Annotated in this window: 24 protein-coding genes and 5 tRNA genes; 7 read left to right on the top strand and 22 right to left on the bottom strand. The window is 47.2% G+C overall.

Going from position 1 to position 26,708, the window contains the following annotated elements:
• Positions 1 to 12: 12 nt before the first annotated feature.
• The 18 genes from nuoH to ACI0FF_RS09995 form a co-directional block, all read right to left on the bottom strand.
• A complete protein-coding gene (nuoH, locus tag ACI0FF_RS10080; RefSeq protein ID WP_188660063.1) occupies positions 13 to 1,020 on the bottom strand; it encodes an NADH-quinone oxidoreductase subunit NuoH in 1,008 nt (335 codons plus the stop codon).
• Positions 1,013 to 3,061 (bottom strand): NADH-quinone oxidoreductase subunit NuoG, encoded by a 2,049-nt coding sequence (gene nuoG / locus ACI0FF_RS10075; RefSeq protein WP_419796732.1) that lies wholly within the window; start codon positions 3,059 to 3,061, stop codon positions 1,013 to 1,015. The genes nuoH and nuoG overlap by 8 nt, the downstream gene beginning before the upstream one ends.
• A gap of 11 nt (positions 3,062 to 3,072) precedes the next feature.
• The gene (gene nuoF, locus ACI0FF_RS10070; protein WP_419796731.1) at positions 3,073 to 4,356 is read right to left on the bottom strand and encodes an NADH-quinone oxidoreductase subunit NuoF; all 1,284 of its coding nucleotides are present in this window, start codon (positions 4,354 to 4,356) and stop codon (positions 3,073 to 3,075) included.
• The gene (gene nuoE, locus ACI0FF_RS10065; protein WP_188660054.1) at positions 4,356 to 4,949 is read right to left on the bottom strand and encodes an NADH-quinone oxidoreductase subunit NuoE; all 594 of its coding nucleotides are present in this window, start codon (positions 4,947 to 4,949) and stop codon (positions 4,356 to 4,358) included. Before nuoE ends, nuoF begins: the two co-directional genes overlap by 1 nt.
• Complete coding sequence (locus ACI0FF_RS10060) at positions 4,946 to 6,136, bottom strand: NADH-quinone oxidoreductase subunit D (RefSeq protein ID WP_419796730.1); 1,191 nt, start codon at positions 6,134 to 6,136, stop codon at positions 4,946 to 4,948. The genes nuoE and ACI0FF_RS10060 overlap by 4 nt, the downstream gene beginning before the upstream one ends.
• Complete coding sequence (locus ACI0FF_RS10055; RefSeq protein ID WP_419796729.1) at positions 6,136 to 6,744, bottom strand: NADH-quinone oxidoreductase subunit C; 609 nt, start codon at positions 6,742 to 6,744, stop codon at positions 6,136 to 6,138. Before ACI0FF_RS10055 ends, ACI0FF_RS10060 begins: the two co-directional genes overlap by 1 nt.
• Positions 6,745 to 6,762: 18 nt before the next feature.
• Positions 6,763 to 7,317 carry a NuoB/complex I 20 kDa subunit family protein gene (locus ACI0FF_RS10050; RefSeq protein WP_188660045.1) on the bottom strand — a complete coding sequence of 185 codons (555 nt, stop codon included), beginning with the start codon at positions 7,315 to 7,317 and terminating at the stop codon, positions 6,763 to 6,765.
• Positions 7,308 to 7,673, bottom strand: a complete 366-nt coding sequence (locus ACI0FF_RS10045; protein ID WP_419796728.1) for an NADH-quinone oxidoreductase subunit A — start codon at positions 7,671 to 7,673, stop codon at positions 7,308 to 7,310. The genes ACI0FF_RS10050 and ACI0FF_RS10045 overlap by 10 nt, the downstream gene beginning before the upstream one ends.
• 255 nt (positions 7,674 to 7,928) lie before the next feature.
• A tRNA-Asp gene (locus ACI0FF_RS10040) sits at positions 7,929 to 8,005 on the bottom strand.
• Between the two features lie 343 nt (positions 8,006 to 8,348).
• Positions 8,349 to 8,425, bottom strand: a tRNA-Val gene (locus ACI0FF_RS10035).
• A gap of 31 nt (positions 8,426 to 8,456) precedes the next feature.
• A tRNA-Val gene (locus ACI0FF_RS10030) sits at positions 8,457 to 8,533 on the bottom strand.
• 136 nt (positions 8,534 to 8,669) lie between these two features.
• Positions 8,670 to 8,942 carry an HU family DNA-binding protein gene (locus tag ACI0FF_RS10025; RefSeq protein ID WP_069185710.1) on the bottom strand — a complete coding sequence of 91 codons (273 nt, stop codon included), beginning with the start codon at positions 8,940 to 8,942 and terminating at the stop codon, positions 8,670 to 8,672.
• Between the two features lie 287 nt (positions 8,943 to 9,229).
• A complete protein-coding gene (gene lon, locus ACI0FF_RS10020) occupies positions 9,230 to 11,641 on the bottom strand; it encodes an endopeptidase La (protein WP_419796727.1) in 2,412 nt (803 codons plus the stop codon).
• Positions 11,642 to 11,795: 154 nt separating this feature from the next.
• Positions 11,796 to 13,061, bottom strand: coding sequence for an ATP-dependent Clp protease ATP-binding subunit ClpX (clpX, locus tag ACI0FF_RS10015; protein ID WP_419796726.1), 1,266 nt, complete (start codon positions 13,059 to 13,061; stop codon positions 11,796 to 11,798).
• A gap of 221 nt (positions 13,062 to 13,282) precedes the next feature.
• The gene (clpP, locus tag ACI0FF_RS10010) at positions 13,283 to 13,915 is read right to left on the bottom strand and encodes an ATP-dependent Clp endopeptidase proteolytic subunit ClpP (protein ID WP_419796725.1); all 633 of its coding nucleotides are present in this window, start codon (positions 13,913 to 13,915) and stop codon (positions 13,283 to 13,285) included.
• Positions 13,916 to 14,034: 119 nt separating this feature from the next.
• Entirely contained in the window at positions 14,035 to 15,450 is a 1,416-nt protein-coding gene (gene tig / locus ACI0FF_RS10005) for a trigger factor (protein ID WP_419796724.1), read from the bottom strand.
• Between the two features lie 84 nt (positions 15,451 to 15,534).
• A tRNA-Leu gene (locus ACI0FF_RS10000) sits at positions 15,535 to 15,619 on the bottom strand.
• A gap of 95 nt (positions 15,620 to 15,714) precedes the next feature.
• Entirely contained in the window at positions 15,715 to 17,154 is a 1,440-nt protein-coding gene (locus ACI0FF_RS09995) for an NAD(P)H-hydrate dehydratase (protein ID WP_419796723.1), read from the bottom strand.
• Positions 17,155 to 17,225: 71 nt separating this feature from the next.
• Between ACI0FF_RS09995 and ACI0FF_RS09990 the strand changes: the two genes are divergently transcribed.
• From ACI0FF_RS09990 to ACI0FF_RS09960, 7 genes are all read left to right on the top strand, one after another.
• Positions 17,226 to 18,479, top strand: a complete 1,254-nt coding sequence (locus ACI0FF_RS09990; RefSeq protein WP_419796722.1) for a D-amino acid dehydrogenase — start codon at positions 17,226 to 17,228, stop codon at positions 18,477 to 18,479.
• 89 nt (positions 18,480 to 18,568) lie between these two features.
• Positions 18,569 to 19,198, top strand: a complete 630-nt coding sequence (parA, locus tag ACI0FF_RS09985) for a ParA family partition ATPase (protein WP_419796721.1) — start codon at positions 18,569 to 18,571, stop codon at positions 19,196 to 19,198.
• Positions 19,199 to 19,837: an NUDIX domain-containing protein gene (locus tag ACI0FF_RS09980; protein WP_419796720.1), complete on the top strand. Its 639-nt coding sequence runs from the start codon at positions 19,199 to 19,201 to the stop codon at positions 19,835 to 19,837.
• 89 nt (positions 19,838 to 19,926) lie between these two features.
• Entirely contained in the window at positions 19,927 to 20,925 is a 999-nt protein-coding gene (locus ACI0FF_RS09975) for a cysteine synthase A (protein ID WP_419796719.1), read from the top strand.
• A gap of 142 nt (positions 20,926 to 21,067) precedes the next feature.
• On the top strand, positions 21,068 to 21,925 hold the full coding sequence (sseA, locus tag ACI0FF_RS09970) for a 3-mercaptopyruvate sulfurtransferase (protein WP_419796718.1): 858 nt from the start codon (positions 21,068 to 21,070) through the stop codon (positions 21,923 to 21,925).
• Positions 21,926 to 22,026: 101 nt separating this feature from the next.
• The gene (metC, locus tag ACI0FF_RS09965) at positions 22,027 to 23,193 is read left to right on the top strand and encodes a cystathionine beta-lyase (RefSeq protein ID WP_419796717.1); all 1,167 of its coding nucleotides are present in this window, start codon (positions 22,027 to 22,029) and stop codon (positions 23,191 to 23,193) included.
• Between the two features lie 50 nt (positions 23,194 to 23,243).
• Positions 23,244 to 23,534 carry a DUF6460 domain-containing protein gene (locus tag ACI0FF_RS09960; RefSeq protein ID WP_419796716.1) on the top strand — a complete coding sequence of 97 codons (291 nt, stop codon included), beginning with the start codon at positions 23,244 to 23,246 and terminating at the stop codon, positions 23,532 to 23,534.
• 3 nt (positions 23,535 to 23,537) lie between these two features.
• Here the strand turns inward: ACI0FF_RS09960 and ACI0FF_RS09955 are convergent, their stop codons facing one another.
• The 4 genes from ACI0FF_RS09955 to ACI0FF_RS09940 form a co-directional block, all read right to left on the bottom strand.
• Complete coding sequence (locus ACI0FF_RS09955) at positions 23,538 to 25,196, bottom strand: putative bifunctional diguanylate cyclase/phosphodiesterase (protein ID WP_419796715.1); 1,659 nt, start codon at positions 25,194 to 25,196, stop codon at positions 23,538 to 23,540.
• A gap of 336 nt (positions 25,197 to 25,532) precedes the next feature.
• Positions 25,533 to 26,141, bottom strand: coding sequence for a hypothetical protein (locus ACI0FF_RS09950; RefSeq protein ID WP_419796714.1), 609 nt, complete (start codon positions 26,139 to 26,141; stop codon positions 25,533 to 25,535).
• 143 nt (positions 26,142 to 26,284) lie between these two features.
• A tRNA-Arg gene (locus ACI0FF_RS09945) sits at positions 26,285 to 26,361 on the bottom strand.
• A 21-nt stretch (positions 26,362 to 26,382) separates the two neighbouring features.
• Complete coding sequence (locus ACI0FF_RS09940) at positions 26,383 to 26,679, bottom strand: ETC complex I subunit (RefSeq protein ID WP_419796713.1); 297 nt, start codon at positions 26,677 to 26,679, stop codon at positions 26,383 to 26,385.
• Between the last annotated feature and the right edge of the window lie 29 nt (positions 26,680 to 26,708).

Raw genomic sequence — 26,708 nt, 5'->3', positions numbered from 1 at the left:
TTTCAGTTCTCCTTACTGCATACCCGGTGCGAAACCGCCATAGAAGGCAACGCCGGCATAAAAGATGACACCGATCAACGAGGTCGGGAGGAAGACTTTCCAACCCAGACGCATCAGTTGGTCGTAACGATAACGCGGATAAGCCGCACGAACCCAGATGAAGATGAACAGCAAGAAGCAGACCTTCAGGATCAACCAGATCGGACCGGGGATGAAATCCATCCCGAACGGTGCAAGCCAACCACCCATAAACAGAACGGCTGTGAAACCGGCCATCATGATCATGTTTGCGTATTCACCCAAGAAAAACAGGGCAAATGCCATCCCGCCGTATTCAACGTTATACCCACCGACCAATTCGGCTTCCGCTTCAGGAAGGTCAAACGGGTGACGGTTGGTTTCCGCCAGAACGGAGATAAAGAAGATGACAGCCATCGGCAGCAGCGGGAACATGTACCACATGCCACGCTGTGCTTCGACGATGTCGTTCAGGTTCAAAGAACCGGTGAAGACCAACACGGTGATGATAATAAAGCCCATAGAGACTTCGTAAGATACCATCTGCGCTGCTGAACGAAGCGAACCGAGGAATGCGTATTTGGAGTTAGAAGCCCAACCCGCCATGAGGATGCCATAGACACCCAGACCGGAAACCGCAAACAGGTAAAGGACACCCACGTTGATATTTGACAGGACCAAAGTATCGCTGAACGGAATAACCGCCCAGGCAATCAAGGCCAAAATCAAGGTCAACATCGGTGCGATGATAAAGACGCCACGGCTGGCGCCGGTCGGAATAACGATTTCCTTAAGGAAAAGTTTCAGACCATCGGCCAACGGTTGCAGCAAGCCCCACAGGCCGACAACGTTCGGACCGCGACGCAGGTGCATGGAGCCAATGACTTTACGTTCGGCCAAAGTCAGGTAAGCAACGCCACCCAACAGCGGAAGAACGATGGCCAGGACCTTAATAACTGTCCAGACCGTCGGCCAAAGATAACCGTCCCAGAACTCAGCCATTTGTACCAGTCCTTTGTTTCGGGTTGATCAGGGCCTCGGTACATTCTGCCATCGTTTTGGAAACGCGGCTTACCGGGTCCGTCATGTAATAGTTATGAATGGGTGAAGTCAGCGGTGTTGCAGCGACATCACCTTTGACACCGAAGTTTTCCCACGTTGCGGGCTGAACTTCATCCGGGTTTGCAAATGTCGGGCTGACTTCTGCCAGCTTGGCGCGAAGCTGTACCAGATTATCAAACGGCAGTTTTTTGCCGATGACTTCGGACAGTGCTCGCAGGATCGTCCAGTCTTCTTTCGCCTCACCCGGTGCAAAGACGGCCTTGTAACCGTATTGCATGCGGCCTTCGGTATTGACGTAAGTTCCGTCTTTTTCCGTATAGGCGCAGCCTGGCAGGATAACGTCGGCACATTGTGCGCCGGCATCCCCGTTGTGGCCTTGATAGATAACGAAAGAATTGCCAAGTTTGGTTGTGTCGATTTCATCGCCACCCAACAGGTAAACCACTTCCGCACCGCCATTGACGATTGCAGCTGTATCCAGTCCACCTTCTGCAGGCACAAAGCCCATTTCCAAACCACCGACACGGGCTGCGGCAGTGTGCAGAACGTTAAAGCCGTTCCACTCATCACTGACAAAGCCATATTTGTCTGCAATTTCCTTAACCAAGGCGAGGATTGCAGCGCCGTCTTCACGGGCTAACGCGCCTTGACCGAGGATCAACATTGGCTTGGATGCGTTTTTCAAGGTTTCCGCATACGGGTTGGATCCGTCAAGGATGGCTTGAAGAACGTTGGCTGTTTCACCCAGATAATCTGTTTTGTATGTCAGATCGAAGTTCGGGCCAACAACGGCCGGTTTGAAACCGTGGTTGATGTAACGTTTACGAAGACGTGCATTGATGATCGGCGCTTCCCAACGCGGGTTGGACCCGATAATCAGGCAGGCGTCTGCTTCGTCAATCCCGGCGATTGTAGTGTTGAACAGATAGCTTGCGCGAACGCTTGCATCCAGTTTCGCACCATCTTGACGACAATCGATGTTTTTAGAACCCAGTGCTTCGGCCAAAAGTTTCAGCGCGAACATGGATTCTGCATCGACCATATCCCCGGCCAATGCTGCAAACTTGGATCCATCCAGACCGTTCAGTTTATCAGCGATAACCGCAAAGGCTTCTTCCCATGTCGCGGGCTGAAGCTTACCGTCTTTGCGTACATACGGACGATCAAGGCGTTGTTTGGTCAAACCGTCAATAGCGTAACGGCCTTTATCAGCCAGCCATTCTTCGTTGACGTCCTCGTTCAGGCGCGGCAGAACGCGTAGAACTTCGTTGCTGCGGGCATCCAGTCGGATGTTTGTCCCAACAGCGTCGAACACGTCAACACTTTCGGTTTTCTTCAATTCCCACGGACGCGCGGTGTAAGAGTAAGGCTTGCTGGTCAATGCCCCAACCGGGCACAGGTCAACAAGGTTACCGGCCAATTCCGTTTCAATTGCTTTTTCAACATACGTTCCGATTTCGGTGTAATCACCACGGTAGGTGCCGCACATATCGGATGTACCGGCGACTTCTTCGGTGAAACGCACGCAACGTGTGCAGTGAATGCAACGGGTCATAAACGGACGGATGATCGGACCGAAGTCTTTATCCGTAACTGCACGCTTGGCTTCTGTGTAGCGACTTTTATCGCCACCGTAAGCCATGGCTTGATCCTGCAGGTCGCATTCACCGCCCTGATCACAGATCGGACAGTCTAGCGGGTGGTTGATCAACAGGAATTCCATCACACCTTCACGCGCTTTTTTAACACGTTCGTTGTCGGTGTTGATGACCATCCCCTCGCCTGCCGGCATCGCGCAGGAGGCAATCAGTTTCGGCGCTTTTTCCATTTCAACCAGGCACATACGACAGTTACCTGCAATGGAGAGACGCTCGTGGTAACAGAAACGCGGAACTTCGATACCGGCTTGTTCACATGCTTGCAGCACGCTCAAACCGTTTTCGACTTCGATTTCGTTACCGTTAATTGTCAGCTTGGGCATTCATTAATCTCCTAAGCTGCTGCGTTCTTTGCCGCCTGATAGGCAGCAATACGAGCTTCCATTTCCGGACGGAAATGCTTGATAAGACCTTGGATCGGCCAGGCAGCGGCATCGCCGAGGGCGCAAATCGTGTTGCCTTCAACCTGTCTTGTGACAGCTTCAAGCAAATCGATTTCTTCCACTGAGGCATTGCCAACGACCATACGATGCATCATACGCTGCATCCAGCCGGTACCTTCACGACACGGTGTACATTGACCGCAGCTTTCGTGGTGATAGAAGTCGGATAAACGAGTGATCGCCTTGATCACGTCGGTGTCTTTCTTCATCACGATGACAGCCGCAGTTCCCAGACCTGAACCATGCTCACGCAGACCATCGAAATCCATGATTGCGTTATCGCATTGTTCTTTGTTCATTACCGGAACGGATGACCCACCCGGAATAACAGCCATCAGGTTGTCCCAACCACCGATGACGCCGCCGCAATGTTTTTCGAGAAGTTCACGAAGGGTGATCCCCATCGCATCTTCAACAACACAGGGGCGTTCAACATGACCGGAAATACCATAAAGCTTGGTTCCGGAGTTGTTGGGGCGACCAATGCCGGCAAACCAGGACGCACCGCGTCGCAGGATTTCCGGGGCAACCGCGATAGATTCAACGTTATTTACCGTCGTCGGACAACCATAAAGACCGGAACCTGCCGGGAACGGCGGTTTCAGGCGCGGTTGACCTTTTTTACCTTCAAGGCTTTCGATCAGGGCAGTTTCTTCACCACAGACGTAAGCACCGGCACCACGGTGTACGTAGAAATCGAAATCCCATCCGTGCACGTTGTTTTTGCCGATCATCTTGTTTTCATAACATTCGTCGATCGCAGCCTGTAAAGCTTCGGCTTCACGGACAAATTCACCACGAATATAAATATAACAAGCATGTGCCTGCATGGCGAAGGAAGCAATCAAGGCCCCTTCAATCAGAGTGTGCGGATCATTACGCATGATCTCGCGGTCTTTACAGGTACCGGGTTCACCTTCGTCGGCATTAATCACCAGATAATGCGGGCGATCACCGACTTCTTTCGGCATGAAGCTCCATTTAATACCAGTTGAAAAGCCCGCGCCACCACGACCACGAAGACCGGAAGCCTTCATTTCGTCGATGATCCAGTCTTTACCTTTTTCAAGAATACCTTTTGTGCCATCCCAACAACCGCGGGATTGCGCACCTTTAAGACTTTTGTCTTTCAGGCCGTAGATATTCGTGAAAATGCGATCCTTATCACTAAGCATTAAGCATCTCCCGTCAAGCTGGTCGGCTCACCAAGCGGTGCAGCCCCGTTACGACCATTTTGCGGGCCCGGCTTCGGTGTTTTGCCGGAACGCAGATCGTTAATGATCCGGGCAGCATCTTCACCTGTCAGGTCTTCGTAATAGTCGTCGTTGATTTGCATCATCGGTGCGTTCGAACATGCGCCCAGACATTCCACTTCCGCCAGTGTGATCAGTCCATCGACCGATGTTTCACCCGTTTGGATTTCTGCCGTTTCCTGAATGGCCTTGACGATGTCGTCAGATCCACGCAGCCAGCATGAAATGTTGGTGCAAACCTGTACGTGATGTTTCCCGACAGGTTCTTTGTTGAACATGGTGTAAAAGGTTGCAACCTCATAGACGCGCACCGGTGCCATGCCCAGCATGTCGGCAACGACATCCATTGCGGCAGTTGGCAACCAGCCGTACTGGCGTTGCGCCAGATCCAGCAGCGGCATACAGGCGCTTTGTTGTTTACCTTCCGGATACTTGGCAATGTGTTGCTTGGCAAGTTCCAGATTTTCCGGCGTAAACTCGAAACTGTCCGGTTGTTGAATATTCATATTACTCATCGATCAATCTCACCGAAAACGATATCCAGAGAACCGATGTTAGCCGTGATATCAGCCAGCATGTGTCCTTTGGAAAGGAAATCCATAGCCTGAAGGTGAGCAAACCCCGGTGCCCGAATGTGGCAACGATAAGGTTTGTTGGTTCCATCAGAAACGAGATATACGGCAAATTCGCCTTTGGGCGCTTCAACGGCACAATATGTCTCGCCTGCAGGCACTTTGAAGCCTTCGGTGAACAGTTTGAAGTGGTGAATCAACGCTTCCATAGACGTTTTCATTTCCGCGCGTTTCGGCGGTGTGAACTTATTGTCTGTGCATTTGATCGGCTCACCGACACAAGTATCCAGTTTGTCACAGGCTTGCTTGATGATTTTGCAGGTTTCGTACATTTCCAGCATACGCAGGTAGTAACGGGCAAAACAGTCGTTTTTACCTTTGCCGACCGGAATGTCGAAATCAAACTCTTCATAAGAATCGTAAGGCTGGCTTTTACGCAAGTCCCACGGAACACCACAGCCGCGCAGGTTCGGGCCAGAGAAAGCCCAGTCCTGTGCATCTTCCAACGAAATTTCGCCGATATCAACGGTACGCTGGCGGAAAATACGGTTTTCCGTCAACAGTGTCTCGATATCTTTGACCACTTGCGGGAAACGGTCTACCCATGCACGAACGTCATCCGTCAGGCCAGCTGGAATGTCTTGTGCGACACCGCCGGGACGGAAGTAGTTCATATGCATACGGGCACCACAGGCGCGTTCGCAGAATTCATAAAGAATTTCACGCTCTTCGAAGCCCCACAGGAACGGGGTCATCGCACCAACGTCCATCGCGTAAGAACAGATGTTCATCAGGTGGTTCTGGATACGACCGATTTCAGCATAAAGAACGCGGATATATTGTGCACGTTTGGGCACTTCCATACCGGTCAGCTTTTCAATCGCCAGACAGAACGCATGTTCCTGGTTTTGCGGCGCAACGTAATCGAGACGATCGAAATACGGCGTGCCCTGAACGTAGATTTTATTTTCGAGCAGTTTTTCCGTACCTCGGTGCAAAAGACCGATATGCGGGTCTGCGCGGTCAATAACCTCGCCGTCCAGTTCGAGAACAAGACGTAAAACCCCGTGTGCCGCAGGGTGTTGCGGACCGAAGTTCAGGTTATAGTTTTTAATCTGATTGTTAGACATTAGGCGTTGCCCTCCGCTTTTTCATCACCCGGCAGTTGGCCTTGCATGCCTTCCCACGGTGACAGGAAGTCGAAGCTGCGGAAATCCTGTGTCAGTTTAACTGGTTCATAGACAACACGCTTTTGTTCGTCATCGTAGCGCAATTCCACATAACCGGTCAGCGGGAAATCTTTGCGTAGCGGATGACCCTCAAAACCATAGTCGGTCATGATGCGGCGTAAATCCGGATGTCCGTCAAAATAAATGCCGAACAAATCCCATGTTTCACGCTCGAACCAACCAGCGGCACTGAAAACACCTGTAACACTGGGAACAGCGGTATCTTCATCCGTGGTGACTTTCACGCGAACACGCAGGTTATATCTGATGCTGAGGAGGTTGTAGACCACATCAAAACGTTCATCACGTGTCGGATAATCCGCACCGCAAACATCCATCAACAGTTTGAATTGACAGTTTGCATCGTCGCGCAAGAAAGTCAGAACCTTACAAACGACATCACGGCGTGCGTTGAGGATCAACTCGCCGTTTTGAATTTCCGTAGATGTAATTTCCTGTGCCAGTTTTGCCGATATGATTTCGGCAAGTTCTTTTAAGGCTTCACTCATAACGTTTACCCCCTTCCCTTAACGGAACAGCGTGCCGGTACGGCGGATTTTCTTCTGTAATTGAAGAAGACCGTAGAGCAGCGCTTCAGCGGTTGGAGGACAGCCCGGTACATAAATATCGACCGGAACAACGCGGTCACAACCGCGCACGACGGAATAGGAATAGTGGTAGTAACCACCACCGTTAGCACAAGACCCCATAGAAACCACATAACGCGGTTCTGCCATTTGGTCATATACACGGCGGAATGCCGGGGCCATTTTATTGGTCAAAGTACCGGCAACGATGATCACATCAGACTGACGCGGGCTTGGTCGGAAAACCATGCCAAAACGGTCAAGGTCATAACGTGACATACCAGCGTGCATCATTTCAACCGCACAGCAGGCCAAACCGAAGGTCAACGGCCAAAGTGAACCGGTACGGGCCCAGTTCACCACTTTGTCCAATTGCGCAACGACGAAACCACGATCCTGGATTTCGTCGCTTACCGCTTTCAAAAGTACGTCTTGTTCCGTCCCTTGCGGGATGGGGGCAAGAGCTTGAGAACCGGGCTTGGAATTTACTCCCATTCCAAAGCTCCTTTCTTCCATTCATAAACGAAACCGATGGTGAGAACACCGAGGAACACCATCATGGACCAGAAGCCAAAAACGCCAACAGATCCCAGCGAGATAGCCCACGGGAATAAAAAGGCGACTTCAAGGTCGAAGATGATGAAAAGGATGGCAACCAAATAAAAACGAACGTCGAATTTCGTACGTGCGTCTTCAAAGGCTTCAAAGCCGCATTCGAAGGCGGCGTTCTTTTCCGTATCCGGGCGCTGTGGCACCACGAGATAGGAACCGCCGATACATACCGCGCTAAGCCCAATGGCAATAACGAGGAAAATGATAATCGGCATATATTCTTGCAGGAGTGCTTCCATTGTAGCGTTCCTTTAATGCCTTGACAGACCGATCTTTTAAACTAAGTCCCCTCATATGGGAACCCGTTCAAAGGGGGGCAACCGTGCAAGGCCGTTTAACAAACAAATAAATTTCTAAAGAGAAATCCGGTGATCAAACGTCGCAACAAGCAAATTTTGAAAAGTAAGAACCTCCCCTTTCTACTTCAACGCAAGACATGCGTTCTCGTTGCGCCGTTACCTCAAATATAAAAAGGCAAACCGGCAATAATAAACTGGCGAGAGTGACGGGACTCGAACCCGCGGCCTTCGGCGTGACAGGCCGACGCTCTAACCAACTGAGCTACACCCCCGCATACGCAGTGATTTGGGGTTTTAGATGAACCCATAACCACTGTCAAGTAAATGGAAAATGTAGGTTTTTGGTGTGACCAATTGTCCTTTCCTAGGAAAAATGCGGGATGTTGGGAAAAGCGTTGATACCGTTACTATAAAAGAAAATTCTAATGTTTAATTTTGTTTTATATGAAGGTTTTAGGAAAAATATTTTTTAAATATCGTTGGGAGATGACGTCAAAATGACGGGATTGAGCGTTTGTCGATTAAAATGCGAGTCCTTAGGAATGGTTCGCAAAAGCCAGTTAAGCTTTTTATCAGGCATAAAAAAACCGCCGAATTGGCGGTTTGGATCCTGAGTGGTGGGCGACGAGAGATTCGAACTCCCGACCCCCTCGGTGTAAACGAGGTGCTCTAACCAGCTGAGCTAGTCGCCCTCTCAGGTATATATTTTACATCTTGCGATGATGGTGGGCGACGAGAGATTCGAACTCCCGACCCCCTCGGTGTAAACGAGGTGCTCTAACCAGCTGAGCTAGTCGCCCTAAGAAGTTGACGTGTTTATAATCGAAATTTTTAGTGATGCAACAGTTATTTTCATAAAAATGATATGTTTTTCAAAAAGTAAAACCGGCTGCCAACAGGCAACCGGTTTTACAGGATTCCAGAACTAAAAAATTCTTAGTTCACAGCGTCTTTCAAGCCTTTACCAGCCTTGAATTTCGGCTGCTTAGAAGCCGGAATCTGGATCTTTTCACCTGTACGCGGGTTACGACCTTCAGATGCTGCACGTTGTGCAACAGAGAAAGTGCCGAAACCGACGAGGCGAACTTCATCGCCAGATTTTAGTGCATCAGTGATAGCGCCGAAAACGCCGTCAACTGCTTTTGATGCATCAGCCTTTGACAGACCGGTGCCAGAAGCAACTGCAGCCACAAGATCGTTCTTGTTCACCTGGGCCCCCTATAAAAGTTGGTTATTATTTAAAAAGCGAAGACTCTTAGATGTTTCCATCCAATTGTCGAAGACGGGCAAAGTTTACTGACGCATATTCCTACAGTCAATCGGAGATGCGCAGAAAATCGCAGTTTTTTCACTTTTTTGCGTTGTTGCAATGCACGATGTTGCCTAGGAGTCACAACCAAGGGGCTAATTCATCATGCAGGGGTTGAATTCTAGGCTAAAACGTAAAGAAGCCGCCCATCAAAGGCGGCTTCTGTTTAAGAATCACAGTTAGAATTTCAGTGAGTTACAACACCATTGGCATCTTCATCCTGTTTTGACGCTGCAATTTCAGCTTGATTCTCTTTTTCTTCATCCCATTCGATGGGAACCAAGGGCGCGACAAGGGCCTTTTCAAGCACTTCATCGACCCATTGAACCGGCACAATTTCAAGACCGCGTTTTACGTTATCAGGGATTTCCTTAAGATCTTTTTCATTATCTTTAGGAATGAGGACCAATTTAATACCAGCCCGGTGTGCAGCCAAAAGTTTTTCTTTCAATCCACCAATGGGAAGAACACGACCCCGCAAGGTCACCTCCCCCGTCATCGCGACATCTTTGCGAACCGCAATACCGGTTAAGGCGGATACGACAGATGTGACCATGCCGACACCTGCACTGGGCCCATCTTTCGGGGTAGCGCCTTCCGGCACGTGTACGTGAATATCTTTTTTACGAAAGACAGTTGGCTCAATCCCAAAGGAAACACAGCGCGATTGAACATATGTTGTCGCTGCCTGAATAGATTCTTTCATCACATCGCCAAGCTTACCGGTAAAAAGGGCGGCCCCTTTACCTGGCGTTACAACGGCTTCAATCGACAAGATCTCGCCGCCAACTTCGGTCCATGCAAGTCCGGTAACCACGCCGACGAGGTCTTGTTCTTCGACTTCGCCATAACGGAATTTCTTGATACCAGCATATTTTTCAAGATTTCGGGTTGTTAAGGCGACTTTATCAGATTTTTTAAGAAGAATATCACGCGTTGCTTTGCGGCAAAGCATGGCGATTTCACGTTCTAAATTCCGCACACCGGCTTCGCGGGTGTAATAACGGATCAGATCACGGACCGCTGATTCAGAAATAGACCATTCGTCATCTTTTAAACCTGCCGCTTTCATTTGCTTTGTAATCAGGTGGCGTTTGGCAATTTCGACTTTTTCGTCTTCTGTATAACCAGATAAACGCAAAATCTCCATACGGTCTAAAAGCGGTTGCGGCATATTTAATGAGTTTGCTGTTGTTACGAACATAACATCAGACAAATCATAGTCCACTTCCATATAATGATCCTGGAACTTGTTATTTTGCTCTGGGTCTAAAACCTCCAACAGGGCGGATGCGGGATCACCTCGGAAGTCGTTGCCCATTTTTTCGATTTCATCAAGCAGGAAAAGCGGGTTGGATGCCTTGGCTTTTTTCATACCTTGGACGATTTTACCAGGCATAGAGCCGATATAAGTTCGACGGTGTCCACGGATTTCAAACTCATCACGCACACCACCAAGCGCCATGCGTACATATTTACGCCCTGTTGCGCGTGCGATGGATTTACCAAGGGATGTTTTACCAACACCGGGTGGGCCGACCAAACACATGATCGGGCCTTTCATTTTCTTGGTGCGTTGTTGGACTGCCAAATATTCCAGAATGCGTTCTTTGACTTTTTCGAGACCATAGTGATCTTCATCCAAAATCTTTTCAGCAAGTTCCAGATCATTTTTAATTTTTGAACGTTTTTTCCACGGAATAGACAACATCCAGTCGAGGTAATTTCGTACAACGGTTGCTTCTGCAGACATAGGGCTCATGGATTTGAGCTTTTTCAACTCACCCATAGCCTTGTCGCGGGCTTCTTTCGTTAATTTTGTTTTCTTGATTTTTTCTTCAATTTCAGAACTTTCATCCTTGCCGTCGTCACCCTCACCCAACTCATTTTGAATGGCTTTTAGTTGCTCATTTAAATAGTATTCGCGTTGGGATTTTTCCATTTGGCGTTTGACACGGTTACGGATTTTTTTCTCGACTTGCAGGACACCGATTTCAGTTTCCATAAAGGAGAAGACACGTTCCAAACGATCAACAACAGCCGGCATTTCAAGAAGTTCTTGTTTTTCAGAAATCTTCAAAGCCAAGTGAGAGGCAACCGTGTCGGCCAGTTTTCCTGATCCTTCTATCTGATTGATAGAGACCATAACTTCCGGCGGCACTTTTTTATTCAGATTTACGTATTGTTCAAATTGCGTCACCACAGAACGCCCCAAGGCTTCTACCTCTTCGGTGATACCTTCGTCTTCCTCGACTTCGCTGACACGTGCCTGAAAGAAATCTTCTGTTTGTGTGTATTCGTCAATACGTGCGCGTCTGCCACCTTCAACAAGAACTTTGACCGTACCGTCAGGGAGTTTGAGAAGTTGCAGGACGGTGGAAACTGTACCTACTTCGTAAATGTCATCTGCGTTTGGATCGTCGTCTGTTGCGTTTTTCTGAGCGACGAGGAGGATTTGCTTATCTTCCTTCATGACATCTTCCAAAGCACGCACTGACTTTTCGCGCCCTACGAATAGCGGCACGATCATGTGCGGGAAGACAACAATGTCACGAAGTGGCAGGACGGGATAAGTGCCGTCAGAATTATTTTCGAACATATGACCCTTTTTCAAAACTGTCTGTTCAGTTTGCAATCCCGTACAATCGGCAATCGCTTGTTACGTTCATATTAGACCATAAAGAATTTAGCTCCCAAGAAGAAAACTTCAAGGGAGCTAAAAAATTGATTATTTTTGCTGTTACAGGCTTATTTTAGGCACTTGTCTCAGCTTCTTCTTTTTTATCAGCATAAATCAGCAGCGGTGGCGCATCACCTTCAACCGCTTCGCTATTGACCACGACTTCTTCTACGTTTTCCTGACTTGGCAGTTCGAACATCGTATCAAGAAGGATTCCTTCCATGATCGAGCGTAAACCACGGGCCCCAGTTTTACGTAGAATCGCTTTTTGGGCAATGGATTCCAAGGCCCCTTCGGTGAAGGATAGATCGGTCTCTTCCATTTCAAATAAGCGTTGATATTGTTTCACAAGCGCATTTTTGGGTTCTGTCAAAATCCGAACCAGTGCTTCATTATCCAAATCTTCAAGGGTCGCCAGAACAGGTAGTCGACCAACGAATTCAGGGATAAGACCAAATTTTAATAGGTCTTCGGGTTCCATATCGTGCAGGATTTTACCTGTGCCGCGTTCATCTTCGCTGCGTACATCCGCCCCAAAACCAATGGATGTATCACGCCCACGTTGTGAAATAATTTTGTCGATTCCGGCAAAGGCACCACCGCAGATGAACAGGATATTTGTCGTATCAACTTGCAAAAATTCTTGTTGCGGATGTTTCCGCCCGCCTTGCGGTGGGACGGAGGCAACGGTGCCTTCCATAATTTTCAGCAAGGCTTGTTGAACACCCTCACCCGATACATCGCGTGTAATGGATGGGTTGTCGCTTTTGCGAGAGATTTTATCCACTTCATCAATATAAACGATGCCTCTCTGGGCCCGTTCTACATTGTAGTCAGCCGCTTGCAGAAGTTTGAGAATGATATTCTCTACATCCTCACCCACATAACCAGCTTCGGTCAATGTGGTTGCGTCCGCCATTGTAAAGGGAACGTCCAGTATGCGTGCAAGTGTCTGCGCCAATAAGGTCTTACCGCAACCTGTTGGGCCAACCAACAAGATGTTGGATTTTGCCAATTCCACTTCGCCAGTTTTACCAATATGGTTCAATCGCTTGTAATGGTTATGGACCGCAACAGATAGCACACGTTTTGCATGAGCCTGACCGATTACATAATCTTCAAGAACATCAAAAATTTCTTGCGGGGAAGGAACGCCTTCTTCCGATTTGGACAGTCCGGTTTTATTTTCTTCACGGATAATATCCATGCAGAGTTCAACGCATTCGTCACAAATGAAGACGGTAGGCCCGGCGATCAGCTTGCGGACTTCATGTTGGCTTTTGCCGCAGAAGGAGCAGTATAATGTGTTTTTTGAGTCGTCACCGGAAGACTTAGTCATGTTTTCTCCGTATTCTTGGCGATTGGTCGCCACCTTGGTTTTTTCTCTTTCCCTAGCTTAGCCCGACTTTAGTTCGGACTACAATGCCTAAAATGACCTTTTTGTTAATTTCAGCCCATCTATTTGCCTTCGTGCGTGAACAGGCCTTTTGTTGAAATTACAAAAAAGCAAAACGCCCGCTTATGAAGCGGGCGTGCTGCAATGAGTAGGGAAATATCGAATTAATCTTCAGAATCGCCTTCACCTTTCGGACGGGATGCGACCACCTGATCAATAAGACCAAAAGATTTTGCTTCTTCGGGCTGCATGAAACGGTCACGTTCCAGTGCTGCTTCGATTTCTTCGAGTTTTTGCCCTGTGTGGTGAACGTAAATTTCGTTCAGGCGACGTTTAAGGGCCAGAATCTCACGCGCTTGAATTTCAATATCAGTTGCTTGACCTTGTGCACCGCCGGAAGGCTGGTGAACCATAATGCGGGAGTTTGGCAAGGCGTAACGCTTACCAGCAGTCCCAGCGGCCAATAAAAGTGAACCCATAGAGCAAGCTTGTCCCAAACAAACGGTGGAAACGTCCGGGCGGATATATTGCATGGTGTCATAGATGGACAGGCCACTTGTGACAACACCGCCGGGAGAGTTGATGTACATGGCAATATCTTTGTCCGGATTTTCCGATTCTAGGAACAGAAGCTGTGCGCAGATCAGACTCGCCATATGGTCTTCTACCTGCCCTGTTACGAAGATAATACGTTCTTTTAACAGTCGGGAATAGATGTCGTAGGCGCGTTCCCCGCGATTTGTCGTTTCCACGACCATGGGGACCAGGTTGCTCATGACGCTAAGAGGATCGTGCATTATAAATTCGTTCCTTGAATTGCATTAAAAAAACCCACCCTGCATTTTGCAAGGTGGGTTTAAATTACGAAGCCTTTTCAATTCCCGCAAGGGGGAACATCAGAAAAGTGCTAAAAAGCTTATTCTTCGTCTTCGTCTTCTTCTTTTTTCTTAGCTGCAGCCTTTTTCTTAGCCGGAGCTTTCTTTTTTGAATCTGCTTCTTCTTCTGCGTTCAAGGAATTCAGAAGGTCTTCCGCTGTAACTTCTTTATCCTTTACGTCAGCCAATTCAAGAATGAAGTCGACGACTTTTTCTTCAAAAAGCGGTGCGCGCAGAGATTCGATTGCTTGCGGGTTGTTTTTGAAATATTCGAAAACAGCCTGCTCTTGACCCGGGTAACGACGGGCTTCGTTCAGGATCGCACCGTTCAGATCATCCGGGGACAGTTCCAGCTTGTTGACACGGCCCACTTCAGCCAAGACCAAGCCCAGACGAACGCGACGTTCTGCAATTTTCGCGTAATCGGCTTTCAGTTCTTCATCAGACTTGTCTTTGTCTTCTGCGTCGATCTGATCCGGGTTGTTTTTACGTGTTTCTTCAAACTGAGACCAAATTTGGTTGCTTTCACCTTCAACCAGTGAAGCCGGCAGTTCAAAAGAATGAGCTTCGTCCAATGCGTCAAGCAAATGCTTTTTGACGTGCTGGCGTGTCATTTGTTCGAATTCTTTGGAACGTTCTTCACGAATCGCTTCTTTCAGGGCGTCCAAAGATTCCATACCGATTTTCTTTGCCAGATCGTCATTGATCTCAGCCGGAACAACAGTACGGATTTCGTTGATTTTACATTTGAAGACAGCGTCTTTACCTGCAAGGTTTTCTGCGCCGTATTCTTCCGGGAACTTCACTTCAACGTCTCTTTCGTCGTCAACTTTTAAGCCAATCAGCTGGTCTTCAAAGCCCGGGATAAATGTGTTGGAACCGATTTCCAAGCTGTAGTTTTCACCTTTGCCACCATCGAATTCAACGCCATCAACACTGCCGACAAAATCGATAACAGCGATGTTGCCTTTAGCAATTTTCTTTGCTTTGGACTTAGCTGGCTCAGAATCTTTATTGGCATCAGCAATACGTTGTAGTGTCTCGTCGATTTCTTCGTCTTTAACCGGAACAACCAAGCGCTCAAGTTTGACTTTTTTGAAATCCATGAGATCGAACTCAGGGAACAATTCAACAGCCATAGTGAATTCCAGATCGGCACCTTCTTCAAATTTGGTGATTTCGATCTTGGGCTGTGCCGCCGGACGAAGTTCGTTTTCTTCCAGTGTTTTGGCAGAAGCTTCGTTCACAGCGCCTTCCAGTACTTCGCCCATTACGGACTGGCCATATTTCTGGCGCAAGATTTTGGAAGGAACTTTACCGGGGCGGAAACCCGGAATTTTAACAGTTTTGGAAATCTCACCGAGGCGAGTTGTTACTTTAGTTTCAATGTCGGAAGCAGCAACAACGACGGTGTATTCACGATTGAGGCCTTCGGCCTTGGTTTCAGTAACCTGCATATGGGAAATCTCTATAAGGATTGGGTTTACGAATTCGCGTGTTTCTGAACTCGGTGCGGCAGCCTGTCTCTGAGGTTGATATTTTGGTGCGGGTGGAGGGACTTGAACCCCCACGGCTTGCGCCACCAGAACCTAAATCTGGCGTGTCTACCAATTTCACCACACCCGCATTGTCCAAAAATCGTACTCAATAGCGCCAAGCGCTCGAATCCAATTGCGGGCACACTCTATACATTCCGCTTGGCAAGTCAACAATAAGAATACTTATTTTTGCAATGTTTTGAAAACTTCGGGTAAAAGTGTACTTATATCCTCGGAAATCAGGCCCGCTCCGCCTAATTCAGCACACTTTCCATGCAGCCAGGTTCCTAAACAGGCACCATCATATGAATTTAACCCCTGACAGAGCAGCCCAAGACAGATACCTGCCAAAGAATCCCCACTTCCTGCCGTTGCCAGCCAGGGGGTGCCCGTTGCATTTATGGTGCAACGACCATCCGGTGCGGCAATGACGGTATCTGGTCCTTTCAGCAAAACAGTTGCGTTAGACTGGTTTGCGGCTTGGCGTGCGCGTTCCAGTTTGGATCCCTTAACATCGGGAAAAAGCCGTTTAAATTCACCTTCATGTGGGGTGAGTAAGGTTTCACCTTTACGATTTGACCACCTATACCCGGCGAGCATGGTTAAGGCATCGGCATCCAGAATAAGATTCTTATCGGTGTTAAGAAGACCTTCAACCAAGGCCTTTCGTCCCTCCCCTATACCGAGGCCGGGGCCAATCAGAACTGTATTTTTACGTGGATCGGCGAGAATCTCGTTTAAGTCATCATTTGAAACTAAATTTCCCGGTTCACATTTACGATAGACCATGTAAGAAGTGCCACGCGCAGCAATAGTGATTAAGCCTGCCCCGACCCGTCGCGCACAAAGGGCTGCCAGTCGGGTTGCCCCGGTCATTTGCTGCCCGCCGATAAGAACGCCATGCCCGCGATCAAATTTATGCCCCTCTGTTTTCGGCCAAGGGAATAGATCCGCCGGTGCGTTTTTACTGTTCTCAGGGGCAATCTGTTCAATAATTTGATCCGGGATACCGATATCTGCAATAACCAATTCACCGCACATTGTACGTCCGGGCAGAAGGTAATGCCCGGTTTTGGCCCGGCAAAATGTGACGGTCACGTCGGCTTGTATCGCCATCCCCAAAATATGTCCGCTATCGCCATGAACACCGCTGGGCATATCGATAGCAACGATCGGGACGTCTTGTTGTTGGGCGGCCTTTAATGTCAGGGCAACAATGCCGTCCACATCACGCACCAAACCTGCACCAAAAACTGCATCAACAATCAGATCTGCATCTTGGACACCGTCTGGTGAGAAAGGCTGTATTTCAAACGGCCAACGATCCGCATTGATTTTTGCATCCCCTTTTAGGTTATCACGTTCCCCCAAAAGCAAAATACGCACATACCACCCTTTTCTATGCAAAAGGCGGGCAACGACAAAACCGTCCCCCCCATTATTCCCCGGTCCACATAGAATAACCGTTTTGCGCGGAGACCAGCGGGTTGTAATCTCACGTGCAATCGCACTTCCGGCAGCTTCCATAAGTCGTATGCCCGAGATACCGCTGTCTATAGTGCGTTGGTCTGCCTCATACATCTGTGCGACACTAAGAAGATGGTTTTTTGTGTTTTTTGCCATCGCTTCCTTGCCTTTAAGGTTCTCTGCTTTTAAATACGGTTCCAGTAATACAAGAAAAAGAGAGTGTTGTCGTGCGGGTATTGGTCCTTGGCGCAGGTGTAGTCGGTACAACGACGGCTTTTTATTTACAAAAAGCCGGACATAACGTTGTGGTACTGGACCGCCAAGAGACATCTGCAATGGAAACGAGTTTTGCAAACGGCGGGCAGATTGCTGCCGCCCACGCTGTCCCGTGGGCGAGCCCCGCAACCCCGTGGAAAGCCTTAAAATGGCTTGGAAAAAAAGATGCACCACTTCTGTTTCATTATTTACACCTCGACCCGGCCCTGTGGTCATGGTGTTTTCAGTTTTTAAAGAACTGCACGTCACGTAAGACTGAAATCAATACCGAACGCACATTGCGTATCGCGTTGCATAGCCGCAACTGTTTAAAAGAACTGCGCCGCGAATTGAATTTATCATATGATCAACGCGAAGAAGGTATCCTGCATTTCTATCGGGATTCGAAAGAGTTTGATCAAGCCGTTCACGCAGCAAGTATCATGCGCAAATATGGATTGGATCGTCGTGTTTTGTCCCCATCCCAATGCGTCACATGTGAACCAGCCTTGAACCATGTCCGCGAGGAATTGGTCGGCGGGATTTATTCGCAAGATGATGAAAGTGGCGATGCCCATAAATTTACCCAAGCCATTGAACGCAGTGCGAAGGTCAAAGGGGTTGATTTTCGATTTAATCACGACATTCAACGCTTAATCGTGGAAAACGGTAAAGTTCAAGGCGTTTCAACCAATCACGGAACTATAAAAGCGGATGCCTATGTGGTTTGCATGGGCAGTTTCAGCCGTTTTTTGGTGAAAGAACACGGGATAAAGTTACCGATCTATCCCGCCAAGGGATATTCCATCACCCTGCCCTTGTTAAAACCGGAAAGCGCACCAACGGTCAGTTTAACCGACGATGAATTTAAATTGGTTATCAGCCGCTTCGGCGACCACTTGCGGGTAGCAGGCACGGCAGAGCTTGGTGGATATAGTACGGCATTAAATGATGTTCGTACGGATTTTATCCTGAAGAAAACGATGGAACTGTTTCCGGGATGTGCCAATCCTAATGATGCGGAACTCTGGGCAGGTTTGCGTCCAAAAACACCAGATAGTGTACCCATCATCGGTAAAACATCTATCGATTCCTTATATTTAAACACCGGACATGGGACGTTGGGCTGGACAATGTCTTGCGGGTCCGCACAAGTCATTACAGACATAATTGGCGAGAAAACACCGGAAATCAGTCTATCGGGCCTGTCTTACAACCGTTTTTAATTGGTGCGATGCAGCAATTCCTTGCTATTGCGACATACTCAAGCAACAATTGAGTGTTCAAGACGCACATTTTATGCAGGAGGCTTGCAATGTCTGCCAAGATCATCACCATTGCCCAACAAAAAGGCGGTGCCGGTAAAACAACCGTTGTGGCCCAACTCTCAGCTGTTTATGCCGCACAAAAGAAGAATGTCGCCTTGGTCGATATTGATCCGCAGGCAAGTCTAACTTCATGGTTTGCAGAACGAAAAAGAACGTTGGGTGAAAAAAACCGGATTGTTTTGTCAAGTGTGGGCGGTTGGCGCTTAAAAAATGAATTGGATAGATTAAAACAAGACTTCGATGTGATTTTGGTTGATGCGCCCCCTCATGCGCAAACCGAGGCAAATATTGCCATTCGTTATGCAGATTTATTGGTCATCCCGGTTCAACCCAGCCCAATGGATGTCTGGGCGACCGAACCGACGTTTAAGCAAGCCAAAAAAGAGAAAACAGAAGCCATTGTTCTTTTAAACCGCATTCCTCCGCGTGGAAAACTGCTGGAAAAGATTAAAACCATGCTGGAAGAAGATGAGCGCCCGATGTTGAGCGCGACATTAGGCAATCGGGTTGCCTTTGCTTCCAGTATGATTGACGGACTTGGGGTTGTTGAATCTGATAAAAGCAGTGCAGCTGCCCGCGAAATTAAAGCATTGGCAAAAGAAATCTGGGGACGATAAATGGCAAAGAGCCGGGCAGATTACGCACAATTTAGCCAAGACGATGTGAAGCTTGTCAAGAAAGAGACCCCTTTTAAGGGATACTTCCAGATTGATGTCTATACGATACAGCATCGTATTCACGAAGGCGGTTGGACAAAACCAATTACGCGTGAAGTTTTTGAACGTGGTCATGCCTCCGCCATGCTGCCTTACGACCCGGTTAAAGATATCGTTATTTTAATTGAACAATTCCGCCCCGGCGCTTATGCCGCCGGAAATAACCCGTGGCTGCTGGAAATCCCGGCCGGAATTATTGAAGACGGACAAACACCCAAAGAGGTTGCTATTCGCGAAACAACAGAAGAAACCGGCTGTGAAGCCAAGCGGACCGAATTTATTGCTGATTATATTGTGACACCGGGGGGATCATCTGAAACCATCCATTTATATTGTGTGGAAGTTGATAGCGATGAAGCCCTTGATCATGCGGGTTTGGAAGAAGAAGGCGAACATATTCGTGTTTTAAAAATGTCGAGTGCAGAAGCTTTTGAATTATTGAACAATGGTCATATGCATAATTCGACAGGGATAATTGCCTTACAATGGCTGAAATTACACCACAATAATATACGTGAAAAATGGTGTAAAAATAAATAAACAACAATAATATTAGATTAAATATTGAAAAATTCTAAACGAGTGACTATTTTCCCTTCAACGCACAATCATGTTTGAAGAGATGACATATGGACATTCGAAACGGTTTTGTTGGAACCATCGGTAACACGCCCCTTATCCGGCTAAAAAACGCATCGGAAGAAACCGGCTGTGAAATTTTGGCAAAAGCTGAATTTCTAAATCCTGGTGGATCAATCAAAGATCGCGCCGCCTTGGCTATTATCAAAGATGCAGAAGCAAAAGGTCTGTTGCGCCCCGGTGGTGTTATTGTGGAAGGCACAGCGGGAAATACAGGGATTGGCATTGCCTTAGTCGGACGCGCTTTGGGCTATCGCAGCGTGATTGTTATGCCGGAAACGCAAAGTCAGGAAAAAAAGGATATGTTGCGCCTGTGCGGGGCTGATCTTCGTCTTGTCCCGGCAGTGCCGTATAAAGATCCCAATAATTATGTGCATTATTCACGCCGTTTAGCCGAAGAACTTGCAAAAGCCGAGAAAAATGGGGCGATTTGGGCGAACCAGTTTGACAATGTGGCAAACCGTCAAGGGCATATGGAGACAACTGCACAAGAAATCTGGCAGCAAACAGACGGAAAAGTGGACGGTTTTGTCTGTGCCGTGGGAACAGGTGGTACATTGGCCGGGATTTCAATGGGCTTAAAGGCACATAATCCAGAAGTCCAGATTGCGATTGCCGACCCGATGGGTGCCGCGCTCTATCATTATTATAAACACGGTGAATTAAAGGCCGAAGGTTCTTCCATCACAGAAGGGATTGGACAAGGGCGCATTACGGCCAACCTTGAAGGGGCCGTTATTGATCACGCCTACCAAATCCACGATGAAGAGGCCGTCTTACTTGTTTTTGAATTGTTGAAAAACGAGGGGATTTGCGTGGGTGGCTCTTCTGGCGTTAATGTTGCCGGTGCTATTCGTTTAGCAAAAGAAATGGGACCGGGCCATACCATCGTTACGGTTTTGTGTGATAGTGGAACCCGATATCAAAGTAAGTTGTTTAATCCTGAATTTTTGCGAGAACAAAATTTACCGACACCGGACTGGATGTAGGGTCCTTATTAAAAAGCCGTCACCTTTTGAGCGTACGGCTTTTTTGTTGGATAATGGATGAGAAAGTTCAAATTTCACTTGCCTAATCTTTGTCAAAAGTGCCCAATAGGTACAGGAGAAAAAGAGATATAAGGGGGGCGAAATGACCTTTAAAAACCCAAATGCACTTGTCGATACCCAATGGCTTGCAGATCATATGGACGCACCGGACGTTCGTGTGATTGATGCAACTTATTTTTTGCCTGTTGAAGGTAAAACGGCACGCGATTCCTATATGGAAGCACGCATTCCCGGTGCACAGTTTTTTGATGTAGACGATATCGCGGACGAGAAAAGCCCCCTCCCCCATATGGTGCCATCGGCTGAGAAGTTTTCCTCACGGGTTCGCAAACTCGGCCTTGGCGATGGCGTGCGTATGGTTGTTTATGATTCCAGAAATAGTTGCTGCGCGGCAACACGTGTTTGGTGGACGTTTAGATATTTCGGTTATGAAGATATCGCTGTTCTCGATGGTGGCCTTGGTAAATGGATTGCAGACGGTAACCCAATTGAAGAAGGGCCGGTCGAACCCGTACAAGAACGCCATTTCACCCCACGGATTAATCATTTTATCATTCGCGATAAGCAGAAGATGTTGAACAACATTGAACGCAAACGTGAACAAGTGGTGGATGCGCGTTCTGCTGAACGTTATCGCGGGGAAGGTACGGAACCGTGGAATGTTCATAAAGTGGGGCGTATCCCCAATTCTCATAACGTTCCCTTTGACAGTCTTATTGATGTCGAAAATGGTGGGACGTTTAAAACAGCAAAAGAAATGCTGTCTATTTTCGAAAAAGCCGGCATTGACCCACGTAAACCGATGGTTGCCAGTTGTGGCTCTGGTGTTACGGCGTCCGTTCTTGCTTTTGCGGCCTACCTGTTGGGCAATAAAGATGCTGCCGTTTATGATGGTTCGTGGGCCGAATGGGGCTCCAGCGATGATACGCCTGTTGAATAGAAAATATTGGAATAGCTTTAAAAACCCCGCATGTGACATTGCGGGGTTTTGTTTTTCTGTGTAGTTTGTCCTGATCCGAATACAAACAAGGTCTATTCGCCATGAAAAAAGAAACCCGTATTCTCCATGCCGGGCGCAATCCCAAAGATAATTTTGGCATTGTGAATCCGCCAGTGTACCATGCTTCCACTGTGACATTCCCAAGTGTCGCCGCAATGCATAAGGCCGGTGAGAACCCGACAGAAGGTATTTATTACGGGCGCATGGCAACCCCCACATCGCAAGCCTTGGAAGAAGCCGTTGCAAGCCTTGAAGGGGCCGATCGTGCCATTGCTGTACAATCAGGCCTAGCGGCAATTACAGGGGCTATTTTACCCTTTGTGAAAACGGGTGATCATATTTTGGTAACGGACTCGGCCTATTTCCCGACAAAAAAGTTTTGCGATACGGTACTTAAAGGTTTTGGTGTTGAAACAACCTATTATGATCCGATGATTGGTTCAGGCATCTCTGCACTTATTCAGGATAATACCAAAATCGTCTTTACCGAAGCCCCCGGTTCCTTAACATTTGAAGTTCAGGATATCCCTGCAATTGCCAAGGCAGCCCATGATCGTGATGTGCTTGTGATTATTGATAATACTTGGGGTGCGGGCTATTTCTTCAATGCATTTGAAAACGGATGTGATATCTCCGTTCAGGCGGCGACAAAATATATTGGCGGTCATTCTGACGTTATGCTAGGTACCATTGCCTTACACGAAGACCTTTATAAAAAGGTCAAAACATATGTTTACGGTATGGGGTATTGTGCGGCACCTGATGATTGTTATCTGGCACAACGCGGTATTCGTACCCTGCCCGCCCGTCTTGCCATTCATCAGGATAATGGGATCAAAATGGCAAGCTGGCTGAAAGAGCGTCCCGAAGTAACCCGTATTCTCCATCCTGCCTTTGAAGATTGTCCTGGACATGAAATCTGGAAACGTGATTTCAGCGGTGCATGTGGACTGTTTTCAGTTGTTCTTGATGAAAAGTATAATAATACGGCTGTTGCTGCCATGTTGGACGGTATGGAACTTTTCCCTATGGGCTATAGCTGGGGTGGTTATGAAAGTTTGATTATTCCGTTCAATCCGCAAGGTGCACGCCAAGCGACCGGATGGCCTGATAAGGGTCCGTGTTTGCGCATTCATGCCGGGCAGGAAAACATAGAAGACTTGCTTGCAGACCTTGAAAAGGGCTTTGTACGGTTGAATAACGCGTAAGTTATCCTTATAAGAACCTAAAGATTAATAATTTTCGAAAGTACGATGCGATGGGTGAAGTAACCAAATATAATGAGGATACCAAAGCGCAAGCCATTGGGAAAACAGTCTTAAAGTTGGCTGTTGTATCTTTGATTGTTGGGTTGGCGATGTCCTGGTTTGATATCACACCGCAATCCATTTTGGAAAATTTTGGCGAAACGGTTACTAAAGCCTATGCGACACTTACAGGCTGGCTGCGCTGGATGGTTCCTTATATTTTACTCGGCGCAACAATTGTTATTCCAATTTGGGCTATTTTGGCATTGTTGCGCTTAGGTGGTCGAAAAAAGAGCGACTGATATTTATTTTTTCAGGAACTTCCTAAACTCTTCACCCGACAGGGGTTTTGAACAATGAAACCCCTGAATGAAGGAACAGTCACGTTCTTTCAAAAAGTCCTGCTGGTGCGCGTTTTCAACCCCTTCAGCAACAACGTTTAATTTAAGACTTTCCGCCATTGAAAGAATTGCTTCCACCAATGCACCTTCATCCTCTTGTGCGTTTACATCGGAAATGAAGGATCGGTCAATTTTCAGCGTTGAAATCGGAAACCGTTTAAGATAGCTCAAAGAAGAATATCCGGTGCCGAAATCATCAATACTGAGCGCAACGCCCATCTCATTTAGTCTTTCAAGTTGGCGTTGTATGCCGTCATCATCGTCTTTGATAATCAGGCTTTCTGTAATTTCCAGACAAAGTTTATCTGCCGGCAATCCAGTTTCTTCTAAAACTTGTGCGACAAGGTCTGCCATATCGACGCGCTGAAATTGACGTGTTGAGCAATTGACAGATATTTTTGGGGAATTTTCACTGAGTTTCATCCAACTTGCAGCTTCTGTACAGGACTCTCGTAAAACCCATTCCCCGATGGGGACGATCAAGCCGGCTTCTTCTGCCAGTGGTATAAATTCGGATGGAGCGATTAAGCCCTTACTGGGATGTTGCCAGCGAATAAGGGCTTCACAATTGATGGTGCCGGGGTCGGATAAAGAAACAATCGGCTGGTAATTCACGATAAATTCGTTACGCTCTAGCGCCAAATGCAGGGCGTTTTCCAGTTCTAAAAGACGTTGAGCCTCCAAATCAATCGCTTCTGTGAAGAATTGAAAGTTATTACGCCCCTTGTCTTTTGCCCGATACATTGCACTTTCTGCATTCTTCAGCAATGTCAGGGCATCTTTACCGTCATTTGGATAAAGTGCCACACCAATACTCGCAGAAATAAAAGCCTCTTGTTTTTCCAGCTTATAAGGTTTGGCAATATCCTGAAGTATTTTAACAAGGATTTCTTCTATACTGTAAAGATCGGTTATATCGGTGAGCACAATACCAAACTCATCGCCACCGAGACGAGCACAGGTATCCACTTTTTTAGTTTGATCGCGCAAACGGTTACCAACCAGTTTTAATAATTCATCTGCGATGGGATGGCCAAAAGTATCATTAACGATTTTAAAGCGATCCAGATCAATAAGTAAAAAAGCGACTTCGCTGGCCTCCCCTTCTGCACGGTAAACGGCGCGGGTTAAACGATCAATGAGAAGATTTCGGTTTGCCAGTTCGGTTAAAGGATCATAATTCGCTTGATGTTTAATGCGTGCTTCTGCTTCTTTGCGCTTTGTAATATCGGTGAAAAGGGCCACATAACCTTCTTGTGCACCTTTGTGGTTTTGCAGTGTCGTAATTGTTAGATGTTCCGGGTAAACACTGGCATCTTTGCGCCGGTTCCAAATCTCGCCTTCCCATTCTCCACTGGTTTGGAGGCTTTCATACATTTCATCATAGAAACTTTTATCGTGATAACCGGAATTTAAAATTCCCATCGGTTGCCCGGTGGCTTCTTCACGGCTAAAGCCTGTAATGTCGCTAAAGGCTTTGTTGACGGTTTGGATGACGGCGCGGGTATCAGTGACGACAACGGCTTCAATGGCATTTTCAAATACGGATGATGCGAGCCTCAATTGTTTCTCATCATTGTGGCGTCTTCTTAAAAGATAAAAGAGATATGCAATTACCAGACTCATACTGAGAAAACCGCCTATAGCGATAAAATAAATTTGACGCGTTTGTTCTGCAATTGTTGCCTTTTGTAGGATGATAACAGACTGTAAATCATCAATATTTTTTACATCTTGTGCAAAAGAAAAATGATCAGAAAATATGATTAATGAGATAAATATAGAAACACTAAATATAAAGGTGTTGATAAGGCTAATATGTTTTTTCATTGTTTTTTAAACCTTTAATTGTTTTTTTAAGCGCCGTTTATGTTGTAGATACAGGATATCCTGAATGATTTAGTCCTGATAAAGAATGTCGTATTCGTCTTGCTTAAGTTTTTTTTGTGCGTCTTGGAGACGGTCAAATTTACCCATCAACTCATTTGTGGGGCCTTCCGTTTTCAAGCGTTCCTGTAGATGAATGGCTTTTTCCGTCAATATTTCTCGCCGTTGCACCAGTTCCTCATGGGTTAATTTGGGTTTCATGCTGTGAAGTTCAGCAATCTCACGCGGTGCAGCCGGTTCTAGCGGGCGTGCTTTTTTTAAAAACTCCTTAGTGACGAGAATAGAGATGGAGGCAATGTGAGCATTATTGTGACAACTGAGCACCACAACACTATGGCGGTCTCCATCCATAATCCCCAACATGCAAGGGTGGGCAGAGATATCTTTTACGTCAATAATTGCATTGATCATATGCAGTTGATGGCCTTGGCGATCAAGCTTATCCAAGCTCTTGCGAGTTCGGTTTAAAATGGCTTCTCGCCCCAATATTGTTGGTTCGGCCTGCCGGACGAAACATACATCACGTTCATCCAGCATTTCTTCAATAGTTTTAAGATCACGTCGGTTAAATGCTTCTATATATTTTTTTGTGATCTCGATGGTTTTTAATCTGTTTTTCATCGATAATCGCCAATTTCTCGCGCCAAGGGAGCATTGTCGATTACTATCTGGAAGAGTTCAAATAAAAACGCTTTATGATTCAGATAAGATCATAAAAAAAACCTAAGATGGTATACCCTACTCATCTTAGGTTTTTTTGTTGCTGGCGCGCCCAGAAGGATTCGAACCCTCGACCGTCCGCTTAGAAGGCGGATGCTCTATCCAGCTGAGCTATGGGCGCTGGTTTTATTTAGTGCTGAATTTAATAAACAACGCGGTTAAGTGCGAAGTTATCAGCATAATTTTTAATCTGCAATTTGCGGGCTTTGGGTTCTTTCACTGTAAAAGAAAGGCCTTTTTTCTTAGCAAAGGCAATTGCTTGCTCTTTGCTTTCAAATTTCATTTGCAGCTGTTTACGGGTGTCGCCGCCGCCAGTCCAGCCCATAAGGTCATCGGCGCGTTCCGCAGCGATAGGCATGAATTCCAAAATCCAGATCTTTGTTTTCGCGCGACCAGATTGCATGGCATTCTTGGCGGGTTGGTAAATACGAACGTCCATAGTCAAACACCTTCCATATCTTTTCAGCC

It is taken from the genome of Terasakiella sp. 4MB5A (assembly GCF_050058155.1).
GTDB lineage: Bacteria > Pseudomonadota > Alphaproteobacteria > Rhodospirillales > Terasakiellaceae > Terasakiella > Terasakiella halodenitrificans.
Note: the sequence above shows the minus strand (reverse complement) of the source record. Positions and strands in the feature narration are given on the sequence as shown.